Raw genomic sequence first — 25,577 nt, forward strand, 5'->3', positions numbered from 1 at the left:
GATATAGATTTTAGGCTTGAATGATGTGCTGGATACGCTGAGTTCGCGGCATAGTTATGATCTGAGATTACTATCGAATCAGCTTGTGTCTAGAAGATTTTAGTGTTGATCAAGCCACAATTTAATAAAGCTATTTGCTCATATCATTTGATATTTCCTAATTTTATATTCGAAAGATTGACAAGGCTCAGAGGTAAACAATTATTTTAATTCAGTCTATGCTTATGTTTTAATGGCATATTCCATATTTTATTGAATCTATATTTTGTGTTATTGAAATCATCAACCCAACTGTGTCCGACCGTCGTTCGGGACTATTCTGAGTGGCATCGTGGCCGTTCAGACTATGGGTTATGGTATCTTGAAATTGATCAGCCTGAACTAATTGAATACTTAGACCAGATTCAGGCAGATTTTTCGGATTTGCTGATTCCTGCCAATCAACGTCAATATCATATTACCTTGTTTGTATGTGGGTTCCTGACATCCGCAGAGAAGCAATACAATGATGATTTTCAGATTCAACAATTACAACAACAGATGAAGCAACTGCAAAATCTGGAGCTATCTTCGTTCGAGTTAGAGATTGCCCAACTGGATAGCTTTAGCAGTGCCTTATTTTTGCAAGTGAAAGATACGGATCAAATTCTGGAAAAAATTCGTCGGCAACTGGCTTCAGTGTCAGATGAAATTGCTGCGCTTGAGTATTGTCCGCATATTACTTTAGGTCTGTATCGCGAAGCATGGCAGAGTGATCAGGTGCTAGAGCGAATTCAGCAATTGCCCGTTAAAAAGTGGAAAGTTCAAGTGAAGCAACTCACTTTCGGCTATTATAAGGCACAGATTTTACAAGGATTACTGTATCCTTATCAGCAAATTGAATTGGGTTAGATATGTTGCAACTGATTTTAGGCGGCGCACGTTCTGGGAAAAGTCGTTTGGCAGAACAAATCGCCAAGGATTCTGGCTTGTCGGTTGTATATATTGCCACAGCGCAGGCGCTGGATGACGAAATGCAGCAGCGTATTGAGCATCATCGGCAGCAACGTCCTGAACATTGGCAAGTGTGTGAAGAACCAATTTATCTGGCTGATCGACTGTTGCAATGTGACCAACCCAATCAACTGATTCTGGTGGATTGCCTGACTTTATGGTTGACCAATTTATTATTGGCTGAAGATACGACATTACAACAGCAACAAACCGAAAAATTCTTGGCAGTCTTAGCTCAACTGCAAGCTCAGATCATTCTGGTCAGTAACGAAACTGGGCTTGGTGTGGTTCCAATGGGAGAAATCAGCCGCCGTTTTGTGGATGAAGCGGGGCGTTTGCATCAGGCACTGGGTCAACTCGCCCATAAGGTCACGTTTTGTGTCGCAGGCCTTCCAATGATTTTAAAAGATGAGAAATAATATGACTGAACATGAGCAATGGTTTTTAGCGGCGATTCAACAACCTGATCTGGATGCAAAACAGCAAGCTGAACAACGTCAGCTTCAACTGACCAAGCCTACAGGAGCGTTAGGTGATCTGGAACGAATCGCAATTGATCTGGCTGCTTTGCAAGGAACAGTTCACCCTCAGATTCAGCAACCCTGGATCACGATTTTTGCGGGTGATCACGGCGTAGTTGCTGAAAATATCTCGGCTTACCCGCAAGCCGTGACCCGCCAAATGCTACAAAACTTTGCGACTGGTGGTGCAGCGATTAGCGTCATTGCCAAACATCATCAAGCACATTTACTAGTCATTGATTGTGGTACGGTCGGTGATGCTTATGAATATGCAGGTGTGGAGCGTCATTATATTCGTGCAGGCACCGCCAATTTTGCTGAACAAGCTGCAATGACAGAGCAGGAATGTTTAGCGGCTTTACAGTTGGGTAAGGCCAGCGTGGAGCGCGCCAAAGCACAAGCTGCTGATATTTTTATTGCAGGTGAGATGGGAATTGGCAATACCTGTTCTGCTTCAGCCTTGGCCGGTTTATTGTTAAATGAAGATGCTGCACAACTCACAGGTGTTGGAACTGGCATTACCAATCAGCAACTACAACATAAAATCAATGTGATTGATCAAGCGATAAAGCTTCACCAAACAGAAGTTAAAAATGATGCCTTAAACACTCTGTCAGCGGTCGGCGGTCTGGAAATTGCCGCGATGACAGGTGCCTATATCCGTTGTGCGCAAATTGGCTTACCAGTCGTGGTGGATGGTTTTATCAGTTCGGTTGCTGCTTTATGCGCAGTCCGTATTCAACCCCAGAGTCGGGCATGGATGCTATTCGGACACCAGTCAGCTGAGTACGGGCATCAACGTGTTTTACAAGAACTGAATGCGCAGCCTATTTTGAAAATGAACTTGCGTTTGGGGGAAGGCAGTGGTGCTGGTGCTGCATTATCCATGATCCAGCTAGCTTGTGTTTTACATAGTCAAATGGCGACTTTTGCTGAAGCAGCTGTGACAGGTGACAAAGTTGCGCCTTGATTTACTGCGCCATGGTGAAACGACATTTAGTCATACATTGCGTGGTCATCTGGATGATGAGCTGACAGAACAGGGTTGGTTGCAGATGCAATCGACCATTCAGCAAGCTCTGAATGCGCAGATGCAGTGGGATGTGATTATCAGTTCACCTTTACAGCGTTGCCAAAAGTTTGCGGTTGCATTGGCCCAGCAATTAGAAAAACCACTTTTGCTTCATACCGAAATGAAGGAAATGTTCTTTGGTGATTGGGAAGGTGTTTCAACCCAAACCATTTATGAAACAGAGCCTGAGTTATTGGCAAATTTCTGGCAATTTCCCACGCAATATCATGCACCGAATGGGGAAAGCTTTGCTCAGTTCCAGCAGCGAGTCATGCATGGGGTGAATCGTATTTATACCAAAATGCAGCAGAATCATTGGCATAGGGCCTTGGTTGTAACACATGGCGGGGTAATTAAATTATTGACCTGCTTAGTACGTCAACAGGCGCTAGATGATTTATTAAAAATGCCAGCCGAGCTTGGAAAGCTATACTCACTCGAATTGAGCCATCACGACAATGAGATTCATTTTGTAGAAAATAAATAAATGGGAAAATGACCTTGTCGCTTATTCTATAACTGAGTAGAAAGCTGTAATCGAACTGTCATTGCCACTGCCTATGATACAGGTCAATTTCTTGACCTATAATCAAATCTTTCATGAATATATTATTTAAAAGCAGTATGTTATGCGTAAGCATTTTATTGGTAGCTTGTAATAACGATGATCATCAACAAAGTCAGCCATCACCTGAAACCACGCCACAATCAAAATATTATCAAACCAAAACACCGTATCAACCGCAGCAAGATCTGAAAAAATACGAAGCTATTCCACAAGGTTTTCAGCCCGTTTTTACAGAGCTGGTTGCACGTCATGGCTCTAGAGGTTTGTCGAGTATCAAATATGATTTGGCACTTTATAACTTGTGGAAACAGGCCAAAGCAGAAAACGCCTTAACGCCGTTAGGGGAGCAATTGGGGGCTGATCTGGAAAGTATGATGAAGGCCAATATCCTGCTGGGCTATGGCGTGGAAGGGATTCGTCAGTTCGGATATGGCAATGAAAGCATGCAAGGTATTCAGGAACACCGAGGTATTGCAGATCGTCTATTACAGCGCTTACCAGATCTGTTTAAAACCGCTTCGACACAGCCTGCCTCAATTTTAGTGCAAAGTTCAGGTGTTGATCGTGCTGTGGATAGTGCGAAATTCTTTACCGCTGAACTGATTCAGCAGCAACCTCAACTGAAAAACCAGATTACGCCAATGACCTATACCAGTCTGGACAGCAGCAGTGTGCCATCAGTTGAAGATGGAGGCGTAGATCGTTTTAAACTGTATTTTCACAGCTTGAATAAGGACAGTGATTTAACTGAACCCTTATCTACACAGCAACAGGCAATCTATGATGCAAGTCAGGCTTATCAGCAGTTTGAGGAAGATGATGCTGATTTGGCAAATAAATTAAGTGAACTTGCTAAAAATAGCAAAGCTGAACAGATTGCCATGAGTGTGCTTACTCCTATTTTCAAGCCAGAATTTATTCAAAAATTAGGCTCGGCAGGATATCTTTTTAGCAATACGGGTTCCTATACGGTGACAGCGCCAAATGGTGAAAGCATTACCGAAAAAGGTAAAGGCAAGAATACCATTGCCAGTGCTGTGGATGCGGCTGCGTATATGTATGAGTTGTATTCAATTGCAGGCGGCATGCAAACAGAGCTAAAAAATATTGATTTTGATAAATATATGCCGCTAGAAGCCGCAAAATTTTATGCTGAATTTAACGATGCCAATGATTTTTATAGCAAAGGGCCAAGCTTTACTGAATCGAAGAATGTCACCAGTGCAATTGCCCAAGGCTTAAAACAGGATTTATTTAAACAGGTCGATGCGATAGTTGATCAGCAGCAAACGCATCGTGCGGTATTACGTTTTGCGCATGCAGAAATCATCATTCCTTTGGCAACCAGTCTGGAATTGCATGACATGATGCAGCCGCTACCTTTACGTCAAACTTATAATTATACCAATAGTAAATGGCGTGGTGAGTTTGTGTCGCCGATGGCTGCAAACTTACAATGGGATATCTACCAAAATACACAAGGAACAACTTTGGTGAAGATGTTCTATAACGAAAAAGAGACCTTGTTTAAACCAGATTGTAACTATGCGCGTTATAACAATAACAGCTTCTATTATGACTATTTAAAGTTGAAACAATGTTATCAAATTCAATAAGCTGACTTATTTTATATTTCATTTGGGAATCACTTGCTATTCCCAATTTTATTTCTTCATAATCATTTTATGATAAATCTTTTGAATTGAGCTGTTTCGCATGACACCTTTCTGGATTGCCTTGCAATTTTTGACGGTTTTGCCGATCGAACTAAAAAATATGCCAAGTGCAAAGCAAAATAGTCAGGCCTTGCTGTTTTATCCTGTAGTTGGCTTATTGATTGGACTGATGTTATTTGCGTTCGCGCTTATATTAGCAAAACTTCCTATTTTGTTCAGTGCAGCGCTCATTCTGGTGTTATGGATCTGGTTGACTGGTGGCCTACATCTTGATGGACTCGCGGATACCGCAGATGCATGGGTGGGTGGTTATGGTGATCCAGAACGAACCCTGAAAATTATGAAGGATCCAGCATGCGGCCCGATCGGAGTATTGAGCCTGATTGCGGTATGTTTGCTTAAATTTGTCGCACTCTATGTGTTGCTTGAGCAAAAGCTTGAAGCATTTCTTATTGTATTGCCCATGCTTGGACGTAGTGTGCCACTATTTTTATTTCTCACGACACGCTATGTACGTGCGCAAGGACTGGCAAGTTCAATGCTTGAGAATATGCCACGACTAGCAATATGGATGGTTTTTGTCATTACAATAGCATTGCTTTGTATGTTTAAGTGGAAAGGTTTAGTCGCCTTATTCAGTTTTTTGATCATTATCTTTTATTTGCGTGGGCTTTTTATCAAGCGTATTGGCGGGATTACGGGTGATACGGTGGGTGCTGCAATTGAATTGAGTGAGACGGGTTTGATGCTGAGCTTTGTTATTGCCTCATTTTATATTTAAGCCTAAAGATATGGCCTCAGTTGAAGCCATATCTTTTATTCAGTCGTTTTATTTTCCAAAATGATAGCGCAAACCTAATAAATAGGTCCGCGGCGCAGCCGGTGTGTAGCTTGCCTGATTATTGCTAAAAGATGTACTTTCAGCGTAATGCACATCGGTGACATTGATGACTTGACCAAACACTTCATAAGCATTTTTACGATAGTTAGCGCGTAAGTTCAGCAAGGTATGGCCATCATATTTTTCTGTATTGGCATCATTGATCCAGTAAGATCCAACATAGACACCTTCTACAGCAAGTAATAATTCAGGAACCGGTTTGATCTGATATTCAACTGTGCCAAAGCTTTTGGGTGCGCTTGGCATGGTATTGCCGCTGTAATCGAGTGAACTTGAGGGTTGAAACGCTTTATATTCATGTTTTGCAAAGCTACCCGAAACTTTTAAACGCTGATCATAAAGCGCATTGATCTTCCATGTGCCGCCAATTTCTATCCCTTGATGCAGGGTTTTACCAGCATTGCGTGGTTCGCGAGTATTATCTGGCTTGGTGTAATTGATGACTTCATCTTTGCCTTGTAAACGGTATAAGGTAATCTCCCCATCGACACGGTCATCCAGCAGTTTAAAGCGTAAACCGGCATCAATATTATCAAACGTCGCTTCTCTCAGATTTGGCGTGACCAGATTTGCGCCGTACAGGCTGCTTACTTCTGGCGGAACAAAACCTTGCGACCAGTTACTGTAAATGTCCATGGCAGGCGTGATATTCCAGACAAAACCGACTTGTGGGCTGGCTTTATGGAAATTACGTTTTTCATCAGGCGCACCTGTTACTTTTGATGGGGTTAATTTATTGCTGTAGTCATAACTGATCCAGTCATAACGAGCACCACCGACCAGATTTAAGGTCGGAATAACCTGCCAGTTTGCTTGTGCATAAAGGGCCTGATTATTAACGTCAACATTAAAATCGCGTAGCAACTGGCGTTGTTTATAACCCGTATAAATCAGGCTGTCTGGATCACGAAAAACCTCGATATCATTGGTTTTGGCCTGATTCGGTGAGTAATCTGTCATTGCCCCAACGATCAGTTTGACCTGATCCAATGTGGCAGAATGCTGCATATTCAAGCCATAAGACTGAAATGCGTTATATGTGGTCTGTCCACTATATGTGCCAGTCGGTTTACCATTTTTAACATCGGTACGGATACTATAACTTGGATTTTGTTCCGTGGTATTGTCACGATAATACAAGGTGAACTGGCTTTGTTGCTGATCATTCCATTGGTGATTCAGCTGTGAAGAAATACGAGTGGCCTCAACCTCACGATCAGTAAAGGTCTGATAGCTATATCCAGGACGATTACGGTAATCTTCCAGACTTAAATTGCCCGTCATGTCTGCTTTTAGGTGATTGTAGCTCACAATATTCTTGATTTGTGTCGCATCAGAAATACGCCAGTCATGTCGTAAGGTAACACTTTGCTTGTTACTTTCGGCATGGTCTTGCCAGCTGTCACCACGATCACTGGCATAGGCAGATAATCGCAAACCCTGTTCACCATACTCAGTTGCGAAGGTATTAGAAGCATCAATATCCAGACGGCGATAACCTTCTGAACTTGCACTGATTCCTATATTTGCTGTTGGTGTTGCACTCGGTGCTTTGGTCAGGAAGTTGATGGTTCCGCCAATGGCATTGCTTCCGTACAAGCTGCTGGCTGGACCACGCAAGATCTCGATACTGTCAATTCCGGCAAGGTTCACTTCATACAAGGCATTGTGGTTAAACACGCCCACAGGTCGAATTGAAATACCATCTTCAAGATACTGATAAACTGCTGCTGTGGTAATTGGCTGACGAATCGACATCATATGCTGTTCATTGCCCAGATCATTCATCAAAACACCTGGGGTTTGATTGACCAGTTGGCCGATGAATGTTGCATGTTTATCTTCGATATCCTTAATGCCGATTTTACTGATCGCGGCAGGGGTATTATTAATTGATTCGCCTTCACGACTGGCGGTCACAACGATGGTGGCTAAGGTTTTGGTCGTATCAGACGGCACAGTTTCAGCAAAAGCAACGGAGTTATAGCTGACAGAAAGGCAAGCAGCCGCTAATACAGACAAACGGAATTGAGTATTCATTTTGAACTCTATAAAAAGCAATACATAAGGACGTGCCGTAGTTGTAAGTGGGCACGAAGTAAAATTTGCGATTTATAAAGTGAGTGGCGGGGCTTGTTTAGTTGGGAAAATATAAAAGATGCGGGGTATATGCAGATCTTCTGTCCACGAATAACAGAGGTAGCGTACACGACTAAACCAAGCCAGTAGAAAGATAAAAATAAATGCAATCAATGGGATGAGAACAGCAGCATCAAGGCCATGTGTACACAAAGGGCAATGTTTCATGATCTGGCTGGCAAGCGCAAAAACTTCCTGTGCATGATCACTAAGATGTGCATGTTTAGAGCTTTGCAGTTGCTGGGTATGGTGCATGTCATGCATTGCAAGTGGGTGATGGCCTGCGTGAGTCTGAGTCATCAATGATGCATTTTGAATCACTGTCACCTGACAATGACTTGGCATTGCATAAAGTGCAGGTACGATACCTGTATGGACCATCGTTGGTAAGAAGATATGCCAGAGTAAACACAGCAAAGTCACCGCGCCAAGAGAGGCACGCCACTTAAGCAAATGTTGACGAAAACTGGACTTCATATCAGCGATACGTCGTAGGGGGAAATGTGGCAGCAGTATAATGAAAAAAAGAGGCTTATTCAAAAGATATCAGTGTAATTCAAAACAAAAAACAGGCCCATAAGAGCCTGTTTTACATCTATTTAAAGATTAACGATTTGGTAAAACGTCTTTTAACGCTTCATGCATTTCTAGCAATGCTTTTTCAGTTGTTTCCCAGTCGATACAGCCATCAGTCACTGACTTGCCGTATTCAAGATCACACAGATTTTCTGGAATATCTTGACGACCACCTTTTAAGTGACTTTCCACCATGATCCCAACGATTGATTTATTACCATCCAGAATTTGTTCTGTAATATTTTTCAAAACCAAAGGCTGTAAGTACGGGTCTTTGTTTGAGTTGGCATGACTGGTATCAATCATGATCTTGTTGCTCACTTTCGCTTTTGCTAGAGCTGCTTCTGCTTCTGCAACAGATGTTGCATCATAGTTTGGCTTGCCATTACCACCACGTAATACTACGTGTGCATATGGGTTACCTTTGGTATTGATAATCGCAACCTGACCATTTTCATTTAGGCCCAAGAAGCTGTGACCATGTTTAACCGATTGCATCGCATTGGTTGCAACGGTTAAGCCGCCATCCGTACCATTTTTAAAGCCAACAGGTGATGAAAGACCAGAAGACATTTCACGGTGAGTCTGACTTTCAGTAGTACGTGCGCCAATTGCAGACCATGAAATTAAATCTTGATAATATTGCGGTGAGTTCGGATCAAGTGCTTCAGTCGCACAAGGTAATCCTTTTTCATTCAAATCAATCAATAAGCCACGACCAATGTGCAAGCCTTTTTCAATATTAAATGAGTCGTTCATGTCTGGATCGTTGATTAAACCTTTCCAGCCCACAGTGGTACGCGGTTTTTCAAAATAAACACGCATCACCAGATATAAAGTATCTTTTACTTTTTCACTCAGGACTTTCAGGCGATCAGCATATTCATGTGCAGCTTTAGGATCATGGATTGAGCACGGACCAATCACGACAAACAAACGTTTGTCATTGCCATCTAAAATATTACGTACAGTAGCACGTCCTTGTAACACAGTTTGAGACGCAGCCTCAGATAATGGAAGATCAGCTTTCAATTCTGCTGGTGTAATCAGCGTTTGAATGCTTTTAATGTTTACATCATCGATATCGGGCTGAGAAACTGGATTTGACTGTAGAGTATTCATTGCTGTCACAAATTCAATCGAAAAAAGAGGTTATTTTGTCTGCGAATATAGCATGAAATGCCGACTGATTAACTAGCAATAACGATAATTTATGCAGAAAGCAGCGGCATTTGTTGGCTTAAACAATTGTTGTTGAATGACTTGTCTGTTGTACAACGACAGCCTGATGAGTCTCAACTGGCTTCGGTTTGGCTTTCACAGGGTTCACAATAAAGTTCACGCCCAAAGCAAATAAGGTAATCCCTAAAATTTTACGAATCAGTCTTTCTGGCATACGTGAACTAATTAAAGTCCCGACAATAATCGCAGGGATAGAACCGACCAATAACCACATCAACAGACTAAAGTCGACGTTACCTGAAGACATATGACTAAGGCCTGCAACTGCTGTAAGTAAAACGGCATGCACCACGTCTGAACCAATAATACGGATCATCGGCAAGTTAGGAAACATTAGAACTAAAGCCATGATACCAAAGGCACCCGCACCGACAGATGAAAGGGTAACAAAGATACCTAATACGATTCCCATGATGACAATGTAATGACGTTTGTGTTGCAAAGCATGTTGTTCGCTTTCCATATTCGCTTGTTCACGGTTACGGAAACGGTCAAAGAATTTTTCAATCTGTGCACGAAAGACAATTGAAATACCCGTCAAGGTCAACATAAAGCCTAAAACCATAGTCAGCACAGCTTTATAATGCGTGGATTGACTGAGGTAATGTTCGAGTGCCCAAGAGGTCGCAAATGATGCTGGAATACTGCCTAATGCTAGCCAGAGTACGATCGGCCAGACAATATTGAGTTTTTTAGCATGGACAATAGAGCCGCAAAATTTAGAGATTGAGGCATATAACAAGTCTGTACCAATCGCGATATGAGGTTCGATTTTAAATAGACTGATCAGGATTGGGGTCATTAAAGAACCACCGCCGACACCTGTGATACCAACACAGAAGCCAACCAATACCCCAGCCATAATAAATTCAATAGGACCAAACATCGACAATATGCCTAAATATGCAAAAATCAGCATATCTTATGCTTTTTTTAGATAACTCGTTGTGATGAATAATGATTTACTTATGCAAAAAAACGCTAAAGAAAAAGATAGGTTTTCTTAGAATTTATTTTTGGATTAAGAGATAAGGGTGCAATGATAGCATGAAAACACCAAAAGCTTTATTCAGATAAAGCAGGCTGGAATGTCTTTGGACGTCGCCAGCAAAGGAATAATGATATTTATAAATAAAATATATCAATGAGTTATGTTTTTTAGGCAACTTTTTATAAGTGGAGTTAAAAAGTTGCCTGACAGATTCATTTTATTTTTTTACGGGTTTAAGCTCATTAACCCAGAGTACCAATAAGAAAGTCACGGGCGTTGCGAAAATCCACCAGCTTACGAACCCAATCGAACTGCCATATTCTAAACAAAGCAGGCTACCTGCAAGCAAAAAGCATAGATAAGCCAGTACCTTGAGCTGTATTTGATAGCGAATGACAAACTGTTGTTTTGATTTACTAATCTGCTTAGAACTACATTTATAGAGCAGCATCATTCCAACAAGTATCAATATGAGGCTCAAAAGAATCATGCTTTCACCTCATTTTTGGCTAACTTCGCTTTGATTTTTTGAGCGGATTTTTCTTGAATCGGTTGGATATTTCTAAAAATAAATACAGCAAACAGGGCACAGGCCAGTAGGAATAAATCAATCCGTAAAAATAGCCAATAACTTTGCAGATCTATGATGAACTGATGATTGATGAGATAGAGCAAGTTATAAAGAGGGAGAATCAAAGCCACTAATCCAAAAATTAGTACCTGTGTTTTCCATAAATATTGCTTTTTCGTCACTAAGGCGACAATGAAACTTAAACCCCAGACGCTGAAAAATGTATAGATTTCATAATTGGGCATGGTTTCAGTCACATGTACAAATCGATTGGCAAATAAATAGCTGAGCATTGCAGTGGGCAGACCAATAAATGCAGCGACATTCAAACGATCAACCAGATAGTAACCGAAATGAAATTGATCAGATTTGTTTTGGATCTGACGTTTTAAGCTCCACAGCAATAGGCCTGAAGCAATCATTAAACAACCCAAAATACCTGAACAAAAGAATGCGAAGCGCAGTAAAGGTTGGGCGAAGGTCGCCATATGTAAGCCATAAACACCCGAATGTAAGGTTGCGACAGCACTATTATTACGGGTATTGCCGATAATTTTGCCTGTGCCGTCAAAGGTGATTTGTGCCTGATTTAAGGTGATTGATCGATCTTCTAACTGCTTAAAGGTAATCACTGCTTGGTCAGTATTGGGATTTTTAACTTCAATTGATGCCAGCGCTTGTTCGCCCCATTGTTGCTTTACTTTTTCCAGCAGTGTGCTGATCGGTAGCATCTCAGCTTTATGAGGCTCGGTTTGATCTGTGGCGCTCTTTTCAGTCGTTCTAATTTCAGTGAAAAACTGATAAGGATTCTCTGGATAAAGTTTTTGCATTCCCCATGGCAAATAGAGATAGAAGAAAATCGCCAAGCCTGTAAAGGTAATGGTCAGGAAAAAGGGAAGTGCGAGTACCGAAGAAACATTATGAAAATCCAGCCAGGAACGCTGCGATTTAAAGGTTCTCAGAGTAAAGAAATCGGTAAAAATCTTTTTATGGGTAATGATGCCTGAGACTAAGGCCACCAACATAATGAAAGCGGCAAGGCAGGCAATCAAACGCCCGATCATGATCGGGAATCCATACAACTGAAAATGGAAGTTATAAAAGAATTCTCCACCTTGAGTTGCCGACAATTTTAATTCCTGACCAGTATTGGCATCCAGACTACGGCTTTCATAACTGCCGCTGGCTTGTTGCCAATACATTTTATTGACAGGTTCTTCGTGATTTGCCACTTTGAGATACCATGACTTGGCATCGCCAGCATGCTTTTGTAGATAATCAGCAGCAGTTGTGATGGCTGTATCCTGATTCACTTGAACCTGAGCCAGTTGCGGCTGCATCCACAAATTAATCTGATGTCGATAATATGAACTTGTGCCCATTAAGAAAATAGCAAACAAAAGCCAGCCAAAAATCAGACCCGTCCACGCATGTAACCATGCCATTGATTGGCGAACACCTTTATTTTGCATTTTTAATTTAAACCTACAGATATGCCAAACAATACGCCTGTTAAGCCCAGACTGATCAACGTGAGTTTCAATAATGAATGTGAGCAGAAACTAATAATGATGAAAATGAGATAAAAGAGAAGCGCGATAAAAGCTGCCAGATAAATCGCCTCTGCTTTATCAAGTACACGGACAAATAATGAGGTCAGGCTAAGGCTTAAATACATCATACAGAGGTAGCCCAGTACAAAGGTCAACGCAAAGCGATAGAAAATACTCAGTCGATAGACAAGGGTAAGCGAGGTTGATTTAGCCATAACAGGTCTTGAAACGGAGGAAGGGAGAAATAAATCACATATGGGAATGATTCTTGTTCATATTAGCTATTCCTGCCATCTCAATCAATTGCCATTTCATCGTAAATCTAGATAGGTTTTCTAGAAAACAATGACATCTTAGATGAGAAATGATGTTCACCAATCGTGAACAAATTGCCAGATCATGTTTGATTCAGTGTAAAATCATTTTGTTAGAATCATTTAAATCTTTCTGTGGGGCGTGGGTCTTGTCAAAGCAAAAACTAAGAATTGGCATCGTGGTGGGAGAAGTTTCTGGAGATACGCTAGGGGTGAAACTCATGCGCAGTTTTCGTGAACAAGGCATCGATGTCGAATTTGAAGGTATTGGTGGGCCACAAATGATTGCGGAAGGTTTCCATAGTTATTATCCAATGGAAATCTTATCCGTCATGGGAATCGTGGAAGTTTTAAAAGACCTGAAAAAGTTATTTGCCGTCCGTGATGGCTTAGTTGAGCGCTGGACCGAGCATCCAGTGGATATATTTATTGGTATTGATGCGCCAGATTTTAATTTGCGTTTGTCCAAAATCATTAAAGAAAAGAATTTACCAATAAAAACCGTGCAATATGTCAGTCCATCGGTATGGGCATGGCGTCAAGGCCGTGTGCATGGCATTAAACGCAGTATCGATCTAGTCCTATGTTTATTTCCATTTGAAAAAACGTTCTATGAAAATTATGACGTTGCTGCGGCATTCGTCGGGCATCCTTTGGCAAAGCAGTTACCATTAAAAAATCCAATTGCCGAAGCAAAGCATCAACTGGGTCTATCCGCATACAAGACTCACATCGCTTTATTACCTGGCAGTCGCCGTGGTGAAATCGAACGTTTACTGCCGTTGTTGACTGGTGCTGCTGACATCCTGCATCGCAAGCATCCTGAAGTCGAGTTTTTAATTCCTGCGATCAATGATGCACGTAAACATCAGATTGAACAGGGCATTCAACACTTGGATGCTGGTTTAAAGTCGAAAATTCATGTGTTGGAAAATACCGATGCGGAATCGAAGATTGGCCGTATGGTCATGAATGCCAGTGATATTGTGGCTTTGGCTTCTGGTACCGCGACACTTGAGGCAATGTTATTGCATCGTCCAATGGTAACGTTCTATAAGTTGAATTGGCTGACCTACATCATTGCCAAATTCTTGGTCAAGATTCCGTATTATTCTTTACCTAATATTATTGCAGGTAAAAAAGTCATTGAGGAACTGATTCAGGCCGATGCAACACCACAGCATTTAGCCACTGAAATTGAGCGTTTGATGGATCATGAAACGGCGCATATTCAAATGATGCAACATCTAAGCATGCATAAACAACTGATCTCAGGCAATACCGAGGATCCAGTACAGGCAATTTTGAACTGTTTAAAAACGGGATAAATAAAAAAGGTGGCATTGAAAGCCACCTTTTTTATGATGCGGATTAGGCGCGAAGGATCAGTTCATAACCCGTATACTTACGGATATTGATCACACCAATATCCATTAATAAATACTGGCCTTTAATGCCTTGCAACACACCACGAATTTTAGGTGTTTTATCCAGATTCAGTGATTTAATTTTTTCAGGATAATGTTCAACAGGGTAGATAAACTCTCTTGGTTTTTCGTCCTCTAGAAATTCCAGATTCTCATTAAATTCAAGGTTTTGATTAAATTCTTCGCGAATACTTTGAATCTTAGGCGCAAATTCTTCCAGAATCTGATCACGTTTTTCAATCAGATCTAATGGCTCAGCTTCGCCTTTAAGAAGTTTACGCCAATCAGTTTTATCTGCGATTTGTGTCCCAATTAAAGTTTCCAAATGGCCTGACAAACGACGTGAGCCTACTTTCATAATTGGTAAAGCCTGAGTTGCACCTTGATCCAGCCAACGGGTTGGCATATTCACGATACGGGTAATCCCGATTTTCAAGGCACTTGAATTGGCTAAATAAACAATATGCGGCTGAAAGCAGACATCATGAGCGAACTGGTCTTCACGGCAAGTGCCCAAGTGATAATGGCAGGTTTCAGGCTTCATAATACACAGATCACATTCTGCTTTTGTTTTAAAGCATTTGAAACAATGACCTTGTGAATAAGACTTCGGTGTTTTTGAGCCGCAAGAGGTACAAAAAATATTACCAGTCCATTCGATCTCGATTTCCTGCCCTAAAACAAAAGGTAGGTCAGTTTCTGTACGATCTAATATAAATTTATATTCAACATTTGCCTTGCTTGTTGATTGATCAGTTACACTATGCGTTTTGAGCGCTGCATGCATTTTATGACAAATGCCTTGTAGTTCCATTAATAAACTCTCATCTTTCTCAATCAAGGGTTGCAGTTATGGCTGAACAAAATGTCATCACTTCTATGCTAGACGATTTATCTCAAGAACAGCCCATTCATACTGCACTTTGTATAGGTCAGCAGATTGACCAAAATGCTTCAATTCAATGGCATTATTTTAACGTAACTGACTTTTTAAGTCTGCCATTTACGCAGCGTTATGATTTAGGTTTTGTATTATTTGATACCGAAGAAATGCAAAATATTACCGAAACACAAAAAGCACAGCTTTTGGTGAAGTTGCGTGACCTGATGGCGAAGCGAATTGTGGTGGTGAGTAAGCGTGAAGATGAAAAGCTATTGCGTTCACTGGGTTTCACTCAACTGATTGATAAAACCACACATGACAGCAATTTTGCATTATGGCAATTTAATATTTTAACCTATAAACATGTGCCAGACTGGTTTAACTCCAAGTTCTGGGCCAATCCAGAAAACTGGGATAAATTCCGCTGGTAAGCAGTTGATGCTGCGATTTAAATTTGATTGAGATTTCGGTCGGAGATTCTCAGCAAAGCCTTGCAAAATTTAACAATTTATCTTTGTGCTGTATTTTCAAAGCAGCGTATGCTTTTGGAATAAATAATTCCAAAAGGAAAGTTTAGGTTATGACAGATTTAACCAATATTGTTGAAATTTTAGCGAAGCAAGCTTTAGGCGGCGGTCAACAACAGTCAGGTCAAGCTGGCGGTTTAGGTGGGATTTTAGGTTCGGTTCTTGGTCAGTTGGGTGGACAACAGCAAAATACTCAAAACCAGCAAGGTGGTCTAGGCGGAATCTTAGGTTCTGTATTGGGTCAATTAGGCGGTGGTGCAGGTTCAACTCAAAGTAATGCAACAGGTGGAAACACAGCACAAACGTTGTTGATCGCAGTTTTACCTTTAGTTTTGGCATGGATTCAAAAACAAGGCGGCTTACAAGGTGCTTTGGATAAATTGAAAAATGCTGGTCTAAGCAATCAGGTACAAAGCTGGGTTGATCCACAACAGCAAAATGCTGAAGATGTACCTGCACAAAATATTCAAAGCTTATTTGATGATCAGGACGTAGAACAGGTTGCTCAGCAAACCCAAGCGCCTAAACAGGCAATTTACGGTGCCATTGCTTCGGTTTTACCACAAGTGATTGATTCATTGACGCCTCAAGGCAGCAGTACCAATCCTCAAGAAGCCAATCAGGATATTCAGCAAGTGTTGAATCTTGTGAGTGGTTTTTTAAAGAAATAAATTAATCTCAATAAAAAGCCTGTTCACATGAGCAGGCTTTTTTATTTAAGCGATTTGCATGGTTAGATTTTCTGAATTAAAAATTTCAGGGTGAGTCTAAACATATCTAAAAGCATGATTCTAAAGATGCTAAAAACATGTTGTAAAATAAATTATTTCTAGGTATTTATCATTAATATTAGGCGATTGCGCACCATTTTCTCTTATTTTAGGCGTGGCAGAACAAGGGAACTAGTAATTCGAAATTTTCGTAAAGAGGTAAAAAGTTTTTTTACTGAAAAATAATAAATGCAAAAAATAAAAGGGCAGATTGCCCTTTTATTTTTTGTTTAAGAAGCTAACTTCAAATTAGAAGTTATATTCCATACCCAAACCGATAACAGTTTTCTTGTTATCATCTTTTTGCCAGTCAATTTTTTGTTGAGCAACAACACCGTAGAAGCGAGCTTGTTTGTTGATGTTGTAGTCTGCACCGATACCATACAAGTCATTTTTACGATCTTCACGACCATCAACTTCTGTTTTTGCAGAGATGTATTCTGCTTTTAATTTCACAGGTGTAGAAGGGATCGCATATGCAGCTGTTACGCCAAATGCATCTTCTTTTAAGCCTTTGTATGAAACAGCTGGTGTACCAGCAACAACAACTGTATCGTCAGTTGGTTGAGCAGTTTGCCATAAAGCACCCAATACTAAACCGTTAACACCAGCTGGAGCCAAGTCTAAAGAACCTGTTACACGGATTGCATCAGAATAGATTTTGCCACCAAGTTCTTTGTTATAAGCATTATAAGTTGATGCTACACCAAAGTTACCTGCAACAGCTGCTGCTAGGCCATAGTCTTTATTTTCATAGGTAAGAGATGTTGAAACACCGTCACCAAAACCATCACGGCTGCCTTTTTGGCCTTTCGCATCATTTTTAACAGCTGAAGATTCTTCACCTTGCTGGAACATGATGTTGAATGCTAGACCACCTAGTAATTTCTTGTCTGTTTCAAAACCAACTACGTTGCTTAAACGATCTTCACCAGCAAGAACTTTGGTCATATCTAGTTCAGTGTGATCGTTAAAAATATCTTGGTTATTACCTGCAGCAGTTTTAAGGTAAGAGTCGAATTGACCTACTTTTAAAGTACCAATACCGTCAGACTTAAGACCAACAAAACGGTTACGCATACCCCAGTCAGTATCTGAACCAGAACCGTCAGCTGAAACACCCCATTCTGCTAAATAAACTGCTGATAATTTCTCAGTCAGTTTTTCTTCACCTTTTACACCGATACGAGAAGCGTTTGAGTTTACTTTAGTTACGCTTTCGTCTTTAAAGCCATTTTTATCAATTTGATCCAAAGTCACATTGAGCTTACCATACAATGTTGGTGCTGCTTGCGCTGCATTCATGGCTAAAGTTGCTACAGTAGCAGCAAGAAGCAATTTTTTCATTGAGATTTCTCCAAAACACTTTTTTGTAAATGGCCGATGCCTTAGTTACTGTTATAAGCTTGCTTGTGTACATAAAGTTACACAGCTCACTGACTTGTATGCAGTATCGGTAAACTTTGTGACAGAGAAGTGAAAGAAAAATGACAGTTTGATGACGATTCATATTTGGTAATAATTATATTTCTTATTTATTTTTAATGGTTTATAAAATAAAAAAACGGAGTAACAACTCCGTTTTTGACAAAGCTGACGTTTAAAGAGCAGCTTTGATCTTTTCAGCAAATGCTTTAATTTTTTCCTGATCACCCATTTGTGCAGCATGGCGACCAAGCTCATGTATTGAACTTGGAATCAGGTGAAAGTGGACGTGTGGTACGGTTTGGCCCGCCGCAGCACCAGAAAGTTGCATCAGGACAATGCCTTTAACATCCAGCGCTTTTTCCATCGCTTGAGCAACTTTTTGTACGATTTGAATCGTGTAAGCGGCTGCATCTGCAGGCAAATCAAGTAAAGTTACCGCTGGTGTTTTTGGGATAACTAAAGCATGACCATCAGCTTGAGGCATGATATCCATGAAAGCGAGTACCTGATCATCTTCATAGATTTTGATTGCAGGTAATTCACCACGCAAGATACGTGCGAAAATATTTTGGTCATCGTATGCCATGATTCATCCTTAAAATAGGGAGTATGTGCTTTAACATTGAAAACTTGGGCATTAAATAAAATAGCCTAAAGCGGAGCGCTGAACACTCCGCAAAGATTTGCTTATTTGCAGTTTAGCTCTTTTTGGCGAGCTTTAATGTCATCAAGGCGTTGTTGCTCTTTGTCAGAGAACTTCGGCTTAGTGGTGTGGCAGTTTTCATTACCAAATTTTGCTTTAGCATCAGCATCTTTAAAACAGAATCCTTTAGATGCATAGATGAGGTTATAGTCATCCTGTAACTTTTTACATTCTTGTTCTGGGGTTGCCGCTTGTACGCTAAAACCAGTTAGGGTCATTAAGCCTGCAAAAACTGCAACTGTTAATTTATTCATGAGGTGTTCCTCTAATCAAAAAGGTATAAACCGACGCTTTATGAAGATAGATCCATATGGCTGTTGGTCGCTACGTATATACCAATATAAGGTTTCTTAATAAAATTTCAATAAAACTCTATTATTTGAGTGTAATTTTACTCCACAATTTATCCTTATAGTTATAAAAATCCTTTTATATCAATATGTTTTAATAAATTTTAAATAAAACATATAATTATAAGGCAGTTCATTGTACACCATTTTACTTGATTAACTTCTAAGTCACTCTTTTTATAAAACTTTTTAGAGATTAGTCTAATCATTATTGTATTAACAAATTTCATTGTAAATATTCGATGACTGATTTATTTCGATCAATGTAAAAGGCCAAAAACAGAGCATAATAGATTTATCTTGAATGAAAATTTAAATTATAAAGCGTCAAAAAGAATAATAAATTTTAGAAAAAAGCCTGAGATGTCAATCAGATATTGAGAGAGTGATATTGATTAATATTGAATAGCGCAGGGAAATATCTACTGTGATTTTTTGATCGCTATTTATCTTCCGTTTATTTCTATTCATCAAAAGGCTGTAGCTTTACAGCCTTCTGATGTGCTTGATAAATGTGGTATTTCTTCTGCTTAAGCACCATTGTATTGCGCATTACGAAAGTCGATACATTGTTCTTTGCTATAGCGCATCGTTTGGCTATTGGCATTTCGCTTTATGGCACGTTGATAATTAATAATTTTCTTCAAATTACCTTTAAGCCATTTGATTGCTAGTTCATCGGGAGTAATCGGACGAGGTTGACTGACAGATGTATCCTTGACCAGAACGGAATGCCAATCAAAAGGAGCAGCCTGAACGCCACCAAAAAATTCAGTATCAAATTCAGGTGTGTAATTTAATGAAACTTTAAGTAGATAGATTTTCGGGCCTAAACGCACATGGTAGAAGCCATCGATATCTTTGCCCATGTACTGTGTGAATGGGGTTGTATAGTGTTGCTTTTGCATCACATGCTCCATAAATGAATTTTCAGAGATGTGAGTTGGCGAAGTTGTACCTTGTCGAAGATTAAATCATGGGAGAGAGAAATGTATTTTCGGAACTCACCTTATTGATATGGTATCGAAGTGTTCATATTTACAGCATTTAAAAGCAATGATGCGTCATAACTTGTCGGTGAATTTTTGTCCTATTTTGAAAGGATTTTCAGAACGAGGCGATAAGTTAAAAGTTCTAAAAATGACTAGGTTTATTTATTCGCTAAAGAAGGATTTGTTGTGACTGTTTATCCGTTACAATTATCGGGCGATCATTAAAATTAACGCTTAACAACACATTTACTTTTATCAAGAATTTAAAAAATGCTGAAATATATTAGAAATAACTTTCCTATTTTTATACTCATTAGTATTGTAATTATTGGATTTGCTTATCCTTTTTACACAGGTCAATGGATTATGGCACCAAGATTGGGTGAGGTGGATCTTCAATGTTATGGTGTAGATGTTCCTGAAGCTATACCTCACGCGAGGGTACTTCATTTTTGTTCATGTATTCATACGGTTGGGATTGAAAACAAAGCAGAAAAGTATCAATACTGCACCAAACAAATAAGCAAGTAATTTAATCGCTCTGTTAAGAGATGAACTTTTTTTCTTGATGCTTTATCATAAGCTAAGTATTTATTTTAATTAGACTTCTTATATGTATATTGTATTTATTATTTTATTGATATTTTTGGTACTTGCATGGATGGCTAAGATAGGACGAAAGAAATAAAACGGCTTAACATCTGACTCATTGGTCAAATGTTATATTGTGTAGTTGAACTTTAAAGTCACTCTGTAAATTACATATTTTTGTTGATGTATGTCACACTTTGCTCTATATTTGCTTTGTTGTTTCATTATAACTAAACAACAATAACCCTCATTCAGCGCAAAAGAATATAAGGGTAAGCCCACTCTATGGAGTGGGCTTTTTTATTGATCAAAATAGATTAGAATATAGGCATGAAAAGATCCCGCCTTAAGCCTGAATTTTCTGCTCCAGACTGGAGTACAGAACAAGATTGTTTTTTGATTGAGAACAGCGCTTTGCCTATTGAACAATTAATTTTAAATTTGCCTTTTTCGGAAGAAGAAATTCGGGCACGTAAAACTGTGCTTGGACTGGTTCGGAGACAAAGGCAGATAAATCGAATGTGAAATAAATATTTAATTTATCAGTAATTTTTAGGCTAATGTGATATAAAAGGTCTTTATCAGGGGATTGATATGGCAATTATCACATTAAGAGATATCGAAGCGAATAAAAACATCAGGGTTAAGGCTATTGTTGATCCAAGTGTAAAGTTTGATGCTGATGGTAAATTTGAAATTATTAAAAATATCAAATGGATATTTGAAGAAACAGAGCGTGAAGTGCCAATAGAGTTTCATGATACTTTGAACCATGCCAAACTTGATCAATATGTCGGTTTGCAATATGTGATAATCAGGATTGAATAATTGCAAGTTTCTTAACTCAAAGGGAACTTGTGCTATTTATGATATTCTTATGCGGCGAGCAAAGTTTAATCTTGTGAAAGTGAATATCTATGAAATTTTTTTGGATTATTACTCCATTACTCCTCCTACAAGGCTGCGCACAGATGTTTCCAGCGCAAGCGACGAAACTTGATTCTGGTGCTTATAGGATTCAGACCACAGCCAATATCTTTGCATCAGATGAGTCGATGAAGAAAAAGGTAGATAAAAAAGCCGAAGGTATTTGTCAGGGCAAAGGTTTTACTGAACTTGAAAGCAAAGCTCAGGCTCATAGTGAGCAGATTTATATGCCTGGTATGGTCACAACAGGGTCATATAAAACTTTCAATAAAACGATTCAATGTAACCAGTCACAATAGCTTTCGATTAATCAAATTAGGCGCTCAGGCGCCTTTTTTATTACTCATCCATACATTTTGAAGCATTGGTTACACAAAAGGTGTTTGTTCACTGTTGAATATCTCTATCAATTATTTAAGCATGAAATGGTATGTTTAAATAAAGGATGTAGATCATGATCGATGAAAATAAGCCTTTAAATTTTGATGATGATAATGAAGCGCTAGATTTCGAAGATGAGGAATTCATTGATGATAAAAAAGAGGATGAGTTATACAACAGTATTACCAAAGATGGTTCGAGTGTAGATCCTGCTGATGATGGGGGAAGACATATTCGACCTGAAGATGGTGATCCGATCGAAATTGAAGAATAAACAAGCCCGCTTCGGCGGGTTTTTCATTGAGCAAATAACATAAATAAAGCAGGTTTTTTATTGAATGAATGATAGGGTGAGTTTTTAGTAGATCATTGAAATGGGTTGAAGGATCAGTAAAGAGAGCGAAAATGCATCATGAAGACGTTTTTTGATTATTTACACAGGATTATTGGTTCTAAGTCATTTTCATATCAGGATCGTAGCGCAAATAAAGATTCAAATATCGCAACTGCTGTTGATGTAGATGACGCCATTGGTGTAGCAGTTGATTCAGATGATTATGAAAGGTCTATAAGTAAGGCTGGGATTAATCTGATTACGAGCTTCGAAGATTTGAAGTTAGATGCCTATGATGATGGTACCGGTACATGGACGATTGGTTTTGGTACGACGATTTATCCTGATGGTATTCGGGTGCAACAAGGTGATCACTGCACCATAGAGCAGGCAAAATTCTTTTTTCAGCATGACTTAAGGCATTTTCAGAAGGCTGTCAATAAAGCAGTGTTAGTAACACTATCTCAAAATCAATTTGATGCATTGGTTTCCCTGAGCTATAACATTGGCCAGAATGCGTTTAAGAATTCAACACTGCTCAAGTATTTAAATGCTGGAGACTATCAAGCCGCGGCAGATCAGTTTCTGGTATGGAATAAAGGTGGTGGGCAAATTCTAAAGGGATTGGTGCGCCGTCGTGAAGTAGAAAGAACACTTTTCTTAAAACGATAAAATCAATGTTTATAGCAACGAAACGTTGATGTAGATTCTACGATTTCTCCCAAAGCATGACATATTCTTTTGCATTGTTGGCTGTATCGAGGCCTTCATTTATAATTCTAAAGCCACTAGCCAGATAAAATTTTACACTGTTTTTATTTTCTTGATAGACATTTAACTCTAGACGGCTTCTCATATCCTGTGCGTATGAGATCAGTTGTTTGCCTATGCCTTTTGCTTGGTGTTCAGGAGATACGAAGAGAGCTGCAACAGTGTCTTCTACCAAGGCAATAAACCCATAAATATTGATTGCATCTTCCGCAATATAAACTTCAGACATGGGTAAATAGATCTCTTGCATCTTGGTTGTATTGCTTTCCCAATAGCTTGCAGGAATAAAATGATGTGCTTTGATTGAGGCTTGCAGCCATATTTTTGTTAATTCATTAAAATCATTTGATGTTGCTTTTCGTATTTCGTACAACGTATTGCTCCTTATCAAAGGCTTAAAGACTTCTTAGCCTAGCATAGCTTGAAAAGATGCAATTTAATAACATTAAAAAAAGCCCTGAAAAGGGCTTTATGAAATAAACGTTACTCGGTGGTCAGTTTCATCAATACAACACCAAAAACGATTGAGGCTGCTGCCAAAAGACGCAATAAACCCATCGGTTCATTTAAAAAGAATATTCCAATCAGAAATGCACCTACTGCACCAATTCCAACCCATACTGTATAGGCTGTGCCTAAAGGCAGTGTTTTCATTGCCACAGCGAGTAAGCCAAAACTCAGGATCATAAAAATAATGGTAATGATGCTAGGGGTTAATTTAGTAAAACCTTCGGACATTTTCATGGAATATGCCCAGATAATTTCAAAAATACCAGCTAAAATTAGATAAGCCCAAGCCATTGCGGACACCTCTTTAATAATATTTTTAGGTCGTCCTAAAGCTTGAAAAAATAAAAAAGAGGTCGTCCTCTCTGCTGTATATATAAGCACTTCTCACCGAATGCTTCAATCTATTTTGAATAAAAAATTGTTTTTATAAGTTAAATGGCATTCTTGAGGAAGAATGCCATAGAGGGGAAATTAAGTTTTTTTAAGACACATAAGCCTGAACATCATACTCAGGTTCACCTGCTAGAACAGCAACAAACTTCTCGACAGTTTCTGCTGTTAACAAGTACGGGTTAAACTCTTCTAAATGATATTTCATGAAAAAATCAGTAATATTTTGATTGATTGGTGAAAATTTCATAGACCATTGCGAGAAGAATTTATCTTTACATTCAATGTAATAGAGGATTTCGCAATTGATATGGCGCTCATCTTTCACAATTTTATTGTAAAATAGATCATCAATGAGACTCTTTGGGCCTTCTAGACATTGTACAAAATAGCCATGACCATAATATAAAACACCAGTAATATCATGACGATAATTAAAATCTACAGCCTCATCAAGGATTTCAATCAAATTTGTTTTTAAGTTCGAGTCAATGTTCTTAATTTTACTCACGTATAAAAGTCTGACAGACTCCATGATTGATATGCTCATTTTTTAAGGGATGAATATCTCTTATATAGAAAAAACAAGGGTTTGTATACTTCGATATGTAAGAGTGAGTAGTCTTTTTTAGGAATAGAATGATAATAAAAAATCACAAGAAAACTGCTTTTAAAAATTGCTTGGTTTGCAATATTTCGGTCTTTTAGGTAAAGCGCTTCATAAATATTAGTCATGAGACATGATTTAAACGATTTGCTAAATTATGTGATTTTTATAGTAATTGGTGGGATTCATGACAAAATTATTGCTTGCAGGAATATTGGGACTAGGATTAGCTGGTTGTTCCTCAATAAATTATGACGCCAATACCAAACCACCGATTGTGCCTAAAAATGAGGCACACAACACTTTCAAAGTGCCTGAGCATGGAATAATGACAGATCAGGACATACACAATGTACCAGAGCATGCGGAATATAAGAGCAAGTACAGCATTAGTTTCTAAATCAAGGTAACTCAAGATCGAAATCTACCATCTCCTTAAATCATAGAGTTTGAGGAGAGGCTGAGGTGGCCTTTGGATTAACGGATTATGAGTCCGCTGCTCTAAGCAACCGTTAAATAGTTTGCTAATGACTTTATTTTAACCATTTGATAAATTATATCGATTAATAAGAAAGGCTTATAACAATGAAATATATCATACTTGCAGTGCTTTCAATTCTAATATCAACATCGGTTTCTGCTAGAGAAACGAACTCAATGCGCTCCTCTGGTGAGCTGGTTAATGTGGGGGATCGAGAAAGCGACTTGCTGAGAAAAATGGGAAAATCTTACCCGAGATATTTTATTCACAGAGAAGGACGTCGCTCATGTGAGGCAACAGAGTATGTATATGAAATTGATATGCAAATTTATACAGTTCTGGTCTGTAACGGGAAGATTTTTAGAATTGATGTGAATAATAAATAAGA

32 protein-coding genes are annotated in these 25,577 nt (G+C 39.2%); 17 read left to right on the forward strand and 15 right to left on the reverse strand.

Annotation, left to right across the window (positions count from 1 at the left end; translation table 11 throughout):
- Positions 1–267 precede the first annotated feature (267 nt).
- From IEV36_RS01335 to IEV36_RS01360, 6 genes are all read left to right on the forward strand, one after another.
- Entirely contained in the window at positions 268–891 is a 624-nt protein-coding gene (locus IEV36_RS01335) for a 2'-5' RNA ligase family protein (RefSeq protein ID WP_005257407.1), read from the forward strand.
- Positions 892–893: 2 nt separating this feature from the next.
- Positions 894–1,412, forward strand: coding sequence for a bifunctional adenosylcobinamide kinase/adenosylcobinamide-phosphate guanylyltransferase (cobU, locus tag IEV36_RS01340; protein ID WP_005257409.1), 519 nt, complete (start codon positions 894–896; stop codon positions 1,410–1,412).
- Position 1,413: 1 nt separating this feature from the next.
- Positions 1,414–2,484 (forward strand): nicotinate-nucleotide--dimethylbenzimidazole phosphoribosyltransferase, encoded by a 1,071-nt coding sequence (gene cobT, locus IEV36_RS01345; protein ID WP_005257411.1) that lies wholly within the window; start codon positions 1,414–1,416, stop codon positions 2,482–2,484.
- Positions 2,474–3,073, forward strand: coding sequence for a histidine phosphatase family protein (locus IEV36_RS01350; RefSeq protein ID WP_005257414.1), 600 nt, complete (start codon positions 2,474–2,476; stop codon positions 3,071–3,073). The genes cobT and IEV36_RS01350 overlap by 11 nt, the downstream gene beginning before the upstream one ends.
- Before the next feature lie 113 nt (positions 3,074–3,186).
- Positions 3,187–4,770, forward strand: a complete 1,584-nt coding sequence (locus IEV36_RS01355) for a histidine-type phosphatase (protein ID WP_032863885.1) — start codon at positions 3,187–3,189, stop codon at positions 4,768–4,770.
- A 100-nt stretch (positions 4,771–4,870) separates the two neighbouring features.
- Positions 4,871–5,611: an adenosylcobinamide-GDP ribazoletransferase gene (locus IEV36_RS01360; RefSeq protein ID WP_005257417.1), complete on the forward strand. Its 741-nt coding sequence runs from the start codon at positions 4,871–4,873 to the stop codon at positions 5,609–5,611.
- A 48-nt stretch (positions 5,612–5,659) separates the two neighbouring features.
- On the opposite strand, the gene IEV36_RS01365 is transcribed toward IEV36_RS01360, so the two are convergent.
- The 7 genes from IEV36_RS01365 to IEV36_RS01395 form a co-directional block, all read right to left on the reverse strand.
- Positions 5,660–7,771, reverse strand: a complete 2,112-nt coding sequence (locus IEV36_RS01365) for a TonB-dependent receptor (RefSeq protein WP_005257418.1) — start codon at positions 7,769–7,771, stop codon at positions 5,660–5,662.
- A 72-nt stretch (positions 7,772–7,843) separates the two neighbouring features.
- Entirely contained in the window at positions 7,844–8,347 is a 504-nt protein-coding gene (locus IEV36_RS01370) for a hypothetical protein (protein ID WP_005257419.1), read from the reverse strand.
- A gap of 129 nt (positions 8,348–8,476) precedes the next feature.
- Positions 8,477–9,568, reverse strand: coding sequence for a 3-deoxy-7-phosphoheptulonate synthase (locus IEV36_RS01375; RefSeq protein WP_004772077.1), 1,092 nt, complete (start codon positions 9,566–9,568; stop codon positions 8,477–8,479).
- Between the two features lie 118 nt (positions 9,569–9,686).
- Complete coding sequence (locus tag IEV36_RS01380) at positions 9,687–10,574, reverse strand: sulfite exporter TauE/SafE family protein (RefSeq protein ID WP_004772078.1); 888 nt, start codon at positions 10,572–10,574, stop codon at positions 9,687–9,689.
- 322 nt (positions 10,575–10,896) lie between these two features.
- On the reverse strand, positions 10,897–11,169 hold the full coding sequence (locus IEV36_RS01385; RefSeq protein ID WP_005257420.1) for a hypothetical protein: 273 nt from the start codon (positions 11,167–11,169) through the stop codon (positions 10,897–10,899).
- Positions 11,166–12,722, reverse strand: a complete 1,557-nt coding sequence (locus tag IEV36_RS01390; RefSeq protein WP_005257421.1) for a PepSY-associated TM helix domain-containing protein — start codon at positions 12,720–12,722, stop codon at positions 11,166–11,168. The genes IEV36_RS01385 and IEV36_RS01390 overlap by 4 nt, the downstream gene beginning before the upstream one ends.
- A 2-nt stretch (positions 12,723–12,724) precedes the next feature.
- Complete coding sequence (locus tag IEV36_RS01395; protein ID WP_005257423.1) at positions 12,725–13,018, reverse strand: hypothetical protein; 294 nt, start codon at positions 13,016–13,018, stop codon at positions 12,725–12,727.
- 152 nt (positions 13,019–13,170) lie between these two features.
- On the opposite strand from IEV36_RS01395, the gene lpxB reads away from it, so the two are divergent.
- On the forward strand, positions 13,171–14,445 hold the full coding sequence (gene lpxB, locus IEV36_RS01400) for a lipid-A-disaccharide synthase (RefSeq protein WP_005257425.1): 1,275 nt from the start codon (positions 13,171–13,173) through the stop codon (positions 14,443–14,445).
- 43 nt (positions 14,446–14,488) lie between these two features.
- Here lpxB and IEV36_RS01405 read toward each other — a convergent pair whose 3' ends face one another.
- On the reverse strand, positions 14,489–15,358 hold the full coding sequence (locus tag IEV36_RS01405; protein WP_005257426.1) for a DUF2797 domain-containing protein: 870 nt from the start codon (positions 15,356–15,358) through the stop codon (positions 14,489–14,491).
- 38 nt (positions 15,359–15,396) lie between these two features.
- On the opposite strand from IEV36_RS01405, the gene IEV36_RS01410 reads away from it, so the two are divergent.
- On the forward strand, positions 15,397–15,858 hold the full coding sequence (locus IEV36_RS01410; RefSeq protein ID WP_005257428.1) for a DUF6231 family protein: 462 nt from the start codon (positions 15,397–15,399) through the stop codon (positions 15,856–15,858).
- A 149-nt stretch (positions 15,859–16,007) separates the two neighbouring features.
- Positions 16,008–16,625 (forward strand): YidB family protein, encoded by a 618-nt coding sequence (locus tag IEV36_RS01415; RefSeq protein ID WP_005257430.1) that lies wholly within the window; start codon positions 16,008–16,010, stop codon positions 16,623–16,625.
- Between the two features lie 348 nt (positions 16,626–16,973).
- Here the strand turns inward: IEV36_RS01415 and IEV36_RS01420 are convergent, their stop codons facing one another.
- The 4 genes from IEV36_RS01420 to IEV36_RS01435 form a co-directional block, all read right to left on the reverse strand.
- Positions 16,974–18,071 (reverse strand): porin, encoded by a 1,098-nt coding sequence (locus IEV36_RS01420; protein WP_004772087.1) that lies wholly within the window; start codon positions 18,069–18,071, stop codon positions 16,974–16,976.
- Between the two features lie 253 nt (positions 18,072–18,324).
- On the reverse strand, positions 18,325–18,738 hold the full coding sequence (locus IEV36_RS01425; RefSeq protein ID WP_004772089.1) for an HIT family protein: 414 nt from the start codon (positions 18,736–18,738) through the stop codon (positions 18,325–18,327).
- A 101-nt stretch (positions 18,739–18,839) separates the two neighbouring features.
- The gene (locus IEV36_RS01430) at positions 18,840–19,109 is read right to left on the reverse strand and encodes a YARHG domain-containing protein (RefSeq protein ID WP_004772091.1); all 270 of its coding nucleotides are present in this window, start codon (positions 19,107–19,109) and stop codon (positions 18,840–18,842) included.
- A 626-nt stretch (positions 19,110–19,735) separates the two neighbouring features.
- Positions 19,736–20,113 (reverse strand): hypothetical protein, encoded by a 378-nt coding sequence (locus IEV36_RS01435; RefSeq protein ID WP_005257432.1) that lies wholly within the window; start codon positions 20,111–20,113, stop codon positions 19,736–19,738.
- A 354-nt stretch (positions 20,114–20,467) separates the two neighbouring features.
- Here IEV36_RS01435 and IEV36_RS01440 point away from each other — a divergent pair, with 354 nt between their 5' ends.
- The 6 genes from IEV36_RS01440 (at position 20,468) to IEV36_RS01460 (ending at position 23,102) form a co-directional block, all read left to right on the forward strand.
- Positions 20,468–20,728 (forward strand): hypothetical protein, encoded by a 261-nt coding sequence (locus IEV36_RS01440; RefSeq protein ID WP_032863890.1) that lies wholly within the window; start codon positions 20,468–20,470, stop codon positions 20,726–20,728.
- Between the two features lie 390 nt (positions 20,729–21,118).
- Positions 21,119–21,313 carry a hypothetical protein gene (locus IEV36_RS18745; protein ID WP_062847376.1) on the forward strand — a complete coding sequence of 65 codons (195 nt, stop codon included), beginning with the start codon at positions 21,119–21,121 and terminating at the stop codon, positions 21,311–21,313.
- Between the two features lie 69 nt (positions 21,314–21,382).
- On the forward strand, positions 21,383–21,616 hold the full coding sequence (locus IEV36_RS01445; RefSeq protein WP_005257433.1) for a hypothetical protein: 234 nt from the start codon (positions 21,383–21,385) through the stop codon (positions 21,614–21,616).
- 143 nt (positions 21,617–21,759) lie between these two features.
- Entirely contained in the window at positions 21,760–22,014 is a 255-nt protein-coding gene (locus IEV36_RS01450; protein WP_005257445.1) for a hypothetical protein, read from the forward strand.
- A gap of 155 nt (positions 22,015–22,169) precedes the next feature.
- Positions 22,170–22,370 (forward strand): hypothetical protein, encoded by a 201-nt coding sequence (locus IEV36_RS01455; RefSeq protein WP_005257447.1) that lies wholly within the window; start codon positions 22,170–22,172, stop codon positions 22,368–22,370.
- A gap of 138 nt (positions 22,371–22,508) precedes the next feature.
- Positions 22,509–23,102 carry a lysozyme gene (locus IEV36_RS01460; protein WP_005257449.1) on the forward strand — a complete coding sequence of 198 codons (594 nt, stop codon included), beginning with the start codon at positions 22,509–22,511 and terminating at the stop codon, positions 23,100–23,102.
- Positions 23,103–23,139: 37 nt separating this feature from the next.
- Here the strand turns inward: IEV36_RS01460 and IEV36_RS01465 are convergent, their stop codons facing one another.
- From IEV36_RS01465 to IEV36_RS01475, 3 genes are all read right to left on the reverse strand, one after another.
- Complete coding sequence (locus IEV36_RS01465) at positions 23,140–23,574, reverse strand: N-acetyltransferase (RefSeq protein ID WP_005257452.1); 435 nt, start codon at positions 23,572–23,574, stop codon at positions 23,140–23,142.
- A 110-nt stretch (positions 23,575–23,684) separates the two neighbouring features.
- Entirely contained in the window at positions 23,685–24,002 is a 318-nt protein-coding gene (locus IEV36_RS01470) for a DMT family transporter (RefSeq protein WP_004772104.1), read from the reverse strand.
- 190 nt (positions 24,003–24,192) lie between these two features.
- Positions 24,193–24,636, reverse strand: a complete 444-nt coding sequence (locus tag IEV36_RS01475) for a BLUF domain-containing protein (protein WP_005257454.1) — start codon at positions 24,634–24,636, stop codon at positions 24,193–24,195.
- A gap of 259 nt (positions 24,637–24,895) precedes the next feature.
- Here IEV36_RS01475 and IEV36_RS01480 point away from each other — a divergent pair, with 259 nt between their 5' ends.
- A complete protein-coding gene (locus IEV36_RS01480) occupies positions 24,896–25,108 on the forward strand; it encodes a hypothetical protein (RefSeq protein WP_032863893.1) in 213 nt (70 codons plus the stop codon).
- A 185-nt stretch (positions 25,109–25,293) separates the two neighbouring features.
- Positions 25,294–25,575: a hypothetical protein gene (locus tag IEV36_RS01485; protein ID WP_005257456.1), complete on the forward strand. Its 282-nt coding sequence runs from the start codon at positions 25,294–25,296 to the stop codon at positions 25,573–25,575.
- Positions 25,576–25,577 lie beyond the last annotated feature (2 nt).

Source organism: Acinetobacter vivianii, assembly GCF_014635885.1.
In the GTDB taxonomy this organism is placed as follows: domain Bacteria; phylum Pseudomonadota; class Gammaproteobacteria; order Pseudomonadales; family Moraxellaceae; genus Acinetobacter; species Acinetobacter vivianii.

Bases quoted from the DNA above. Each gene is read 5' to 3' on its own strand.
- cobU (WP_005257409.1), top strand. From the start codon at position 894: ATGTTGCAACTGATTTTAGGCGGCGCACGTTCTGGGAAAAGTCGTTTG.
- cobT (WP_005257411.1), top strand. From the start codon at position 1,414: ATGACTGAACATGAGCAATGGTTTTTAGCGGCGATTCAACAACCTGAT.
- IEV36_RS01355 (WP_032863885.1), top strand. From the start codon at position 3,187: ATGAATATATTATTTAAAAGCAGTATGTTATGCGTAAGCATTTTATTG.
- IEV36_RS01360 (WP_005257417.1), top strand. From the start codon at position 4,871: ATGACACCTTTCTGGATTGCCTTGCAATTTTTGACGGTTTTGCCGATC.
- IEV36_RS01365 (WP_005257418.1), bottom strand. From the start codon at position 7,771: ATGAATACTCAATTCCGTTTGTCTGTATTAGCGGCTGCTTGCCTTTCT.
- IEV36_RS01370 (WP_005257419.1), bottom strand. From the start codon at position 8,347: ATGAAGTCCAGTTTTCGTCAACATTTGCTTAAGTGGCGTGCCTCTCTT.
- IEV36_RS01375 (WP_004772077.1), bottom strand. From the start codon at position 9,568: ATGAATACTCTACAGTCAAATCCAGTTTCTCAGCCCGATATCGATGAT.
- IEV36_RS01380 (WP_004772078.1), bottom strand. From the start codon at position 10,574: ATGTTTGGTCCTATTGAATTTATTATGGCTGGGGTATTGGTTGGCTTC.
- IEV36_RS01385 (WP_005257420.1), bottom strand. From the start codon at position 11,169: ATGATTCTTTTGAGCCTCATATTGATACTTGTTGGAATGATGCTGCTC.
- IEV36_RS01390 (WP_005257421.1), bottom strand. From the start codon at position 12,722: ATGCAAAATAAAGGTGTTCGCCAATCAATGGCATGGTTACATGCGTGG.
- IEV36_RS01395 (WP_005257423.1), bottom strand. From the start codon at position 13,018: ATGGCTAAATCAACCTCGCTTACCCTTGTCTATCGACTGAGTATTTTC.
- lpxB (WP_005257425.1), top strand. From the start codon at position 13,171: ATGTTCACCAATCGTGAACAAATTGCCAGATCATGTTTGATTCAGTGT.
- IEV36_RS01405 (WP_005257426.1), bottom strand. From the start codon at position 15,358: ATGGAACTACAAGGCATTTGTCATAAAATGCATGCAGCGCTCAAAACG.
- IEV36_RS01410 (WP_005257428.1), top strand. From the start codon at position 15,397: ATGGCTGAACAAAATGTCATCACTTCTATGCTAGACGATTTATCTCAA.
- IEV36_RS01415 (WP_005257430.1), top strand. From the start codon at position 16,008: ATGACAGATTTAACCAATATTGTTGAAATTTTAGCGAAGCAAGCTTTA.
- IEV36_RS01420 (WP_004772087.1), bottom strand. From the start codon at position 18,071: ATGAAAAAATTGCTTCTTGCTGCTACTGTAGCAACTTTAGCCATGAAT.
- IEV36_RS01425 (WP_004772089.1), bottom strand. From the start codon at position 18,738: ATGGCATACGATGACCAAAATATTTTCGCACGTATCTTGCGTGGTGAA.
- IEV36_RS01430 (WP_004772091.1), bottom strand. From the start codon at position 19,109: ATGAATAAATTAACAGTTGCAGTTTTTGCAGGCTTAATGACCCTAACT.
- IEV36_RS01435 (WP_005257432.1), bottom strand. From the start codon at position 20,113: ATGCAAAAGCAACACTATACAACCCCATTCACACAGTACATGGGCAAA.
- IEV36_RS01440 (WP_032863890.1), top strand. From the start codon at position 20,468: ATGCTGAAATATATTAGAAATAACTTTCCTATTTTTATACTCATTAGT.
- IEV36_RS18745 (WP_062847376.1), top strand. From the start codon at position 21,119: ATGAAAAGATCCCGCCTTAAGCCTGAATTTTCTGCTCCAGACTGGAGT.
- IEV36_RS01445 (WP_005257433.1), top strand. From the start codon at position 21,383: ATGGCAATTATCACATTAAGAGATATCGAAGCGAATAAAAACATCAGG.
- IEV36_RS01450 (WP_005257445.1), top strand. From the start codon at position 21,760: ATGTTTCCAGCGCAAGCGACGAAACTTGATTCTGGTGCTTATAGGATT.
- IEV36_RS01455 (WP_005257447.1), top strand. From the start codon at position 22,170: ATGATCGATGAAAATAAGCCTTTAAATTTTGATGATGATAATGAAGCG.
- IEV36_RS01460 (WP_005257449.1), top strand. From the start codon at position 22,509: ATGAAGACGTTTTTTGATTATTTACACAGGATTATTGGTTCTAAGTCA.
- IEV36_RS01470 (WP_004772104.1), bottom strand. From the start codon at position 24,002: ATGGCTTGGGCTTATCTAATTTTAGCTGGTATTTTTGAAATTATCTGG.
- IEV36_RS01475 (WP_005257454.1), bottom strand. From the start codon at position 24,636: ATGGAGTCTGTCAGACTTTTATACGTGAGTAAAATTAAGAACATTGAC.
- IEV36_RS01480 (WP_032863893.1), top strand. From the start codon at position 24,896: ATGACAAAATTATTGCTTGCAGGAATATTGGGACTAGGATTAGCTGGT.
- IEV36_RS01485 (WP_005257456.1), top strand. From the start codon at position 25,294: ATGAAATATATCATACTTGCAGTGCTTTCAATTCTAATATCAACATCG.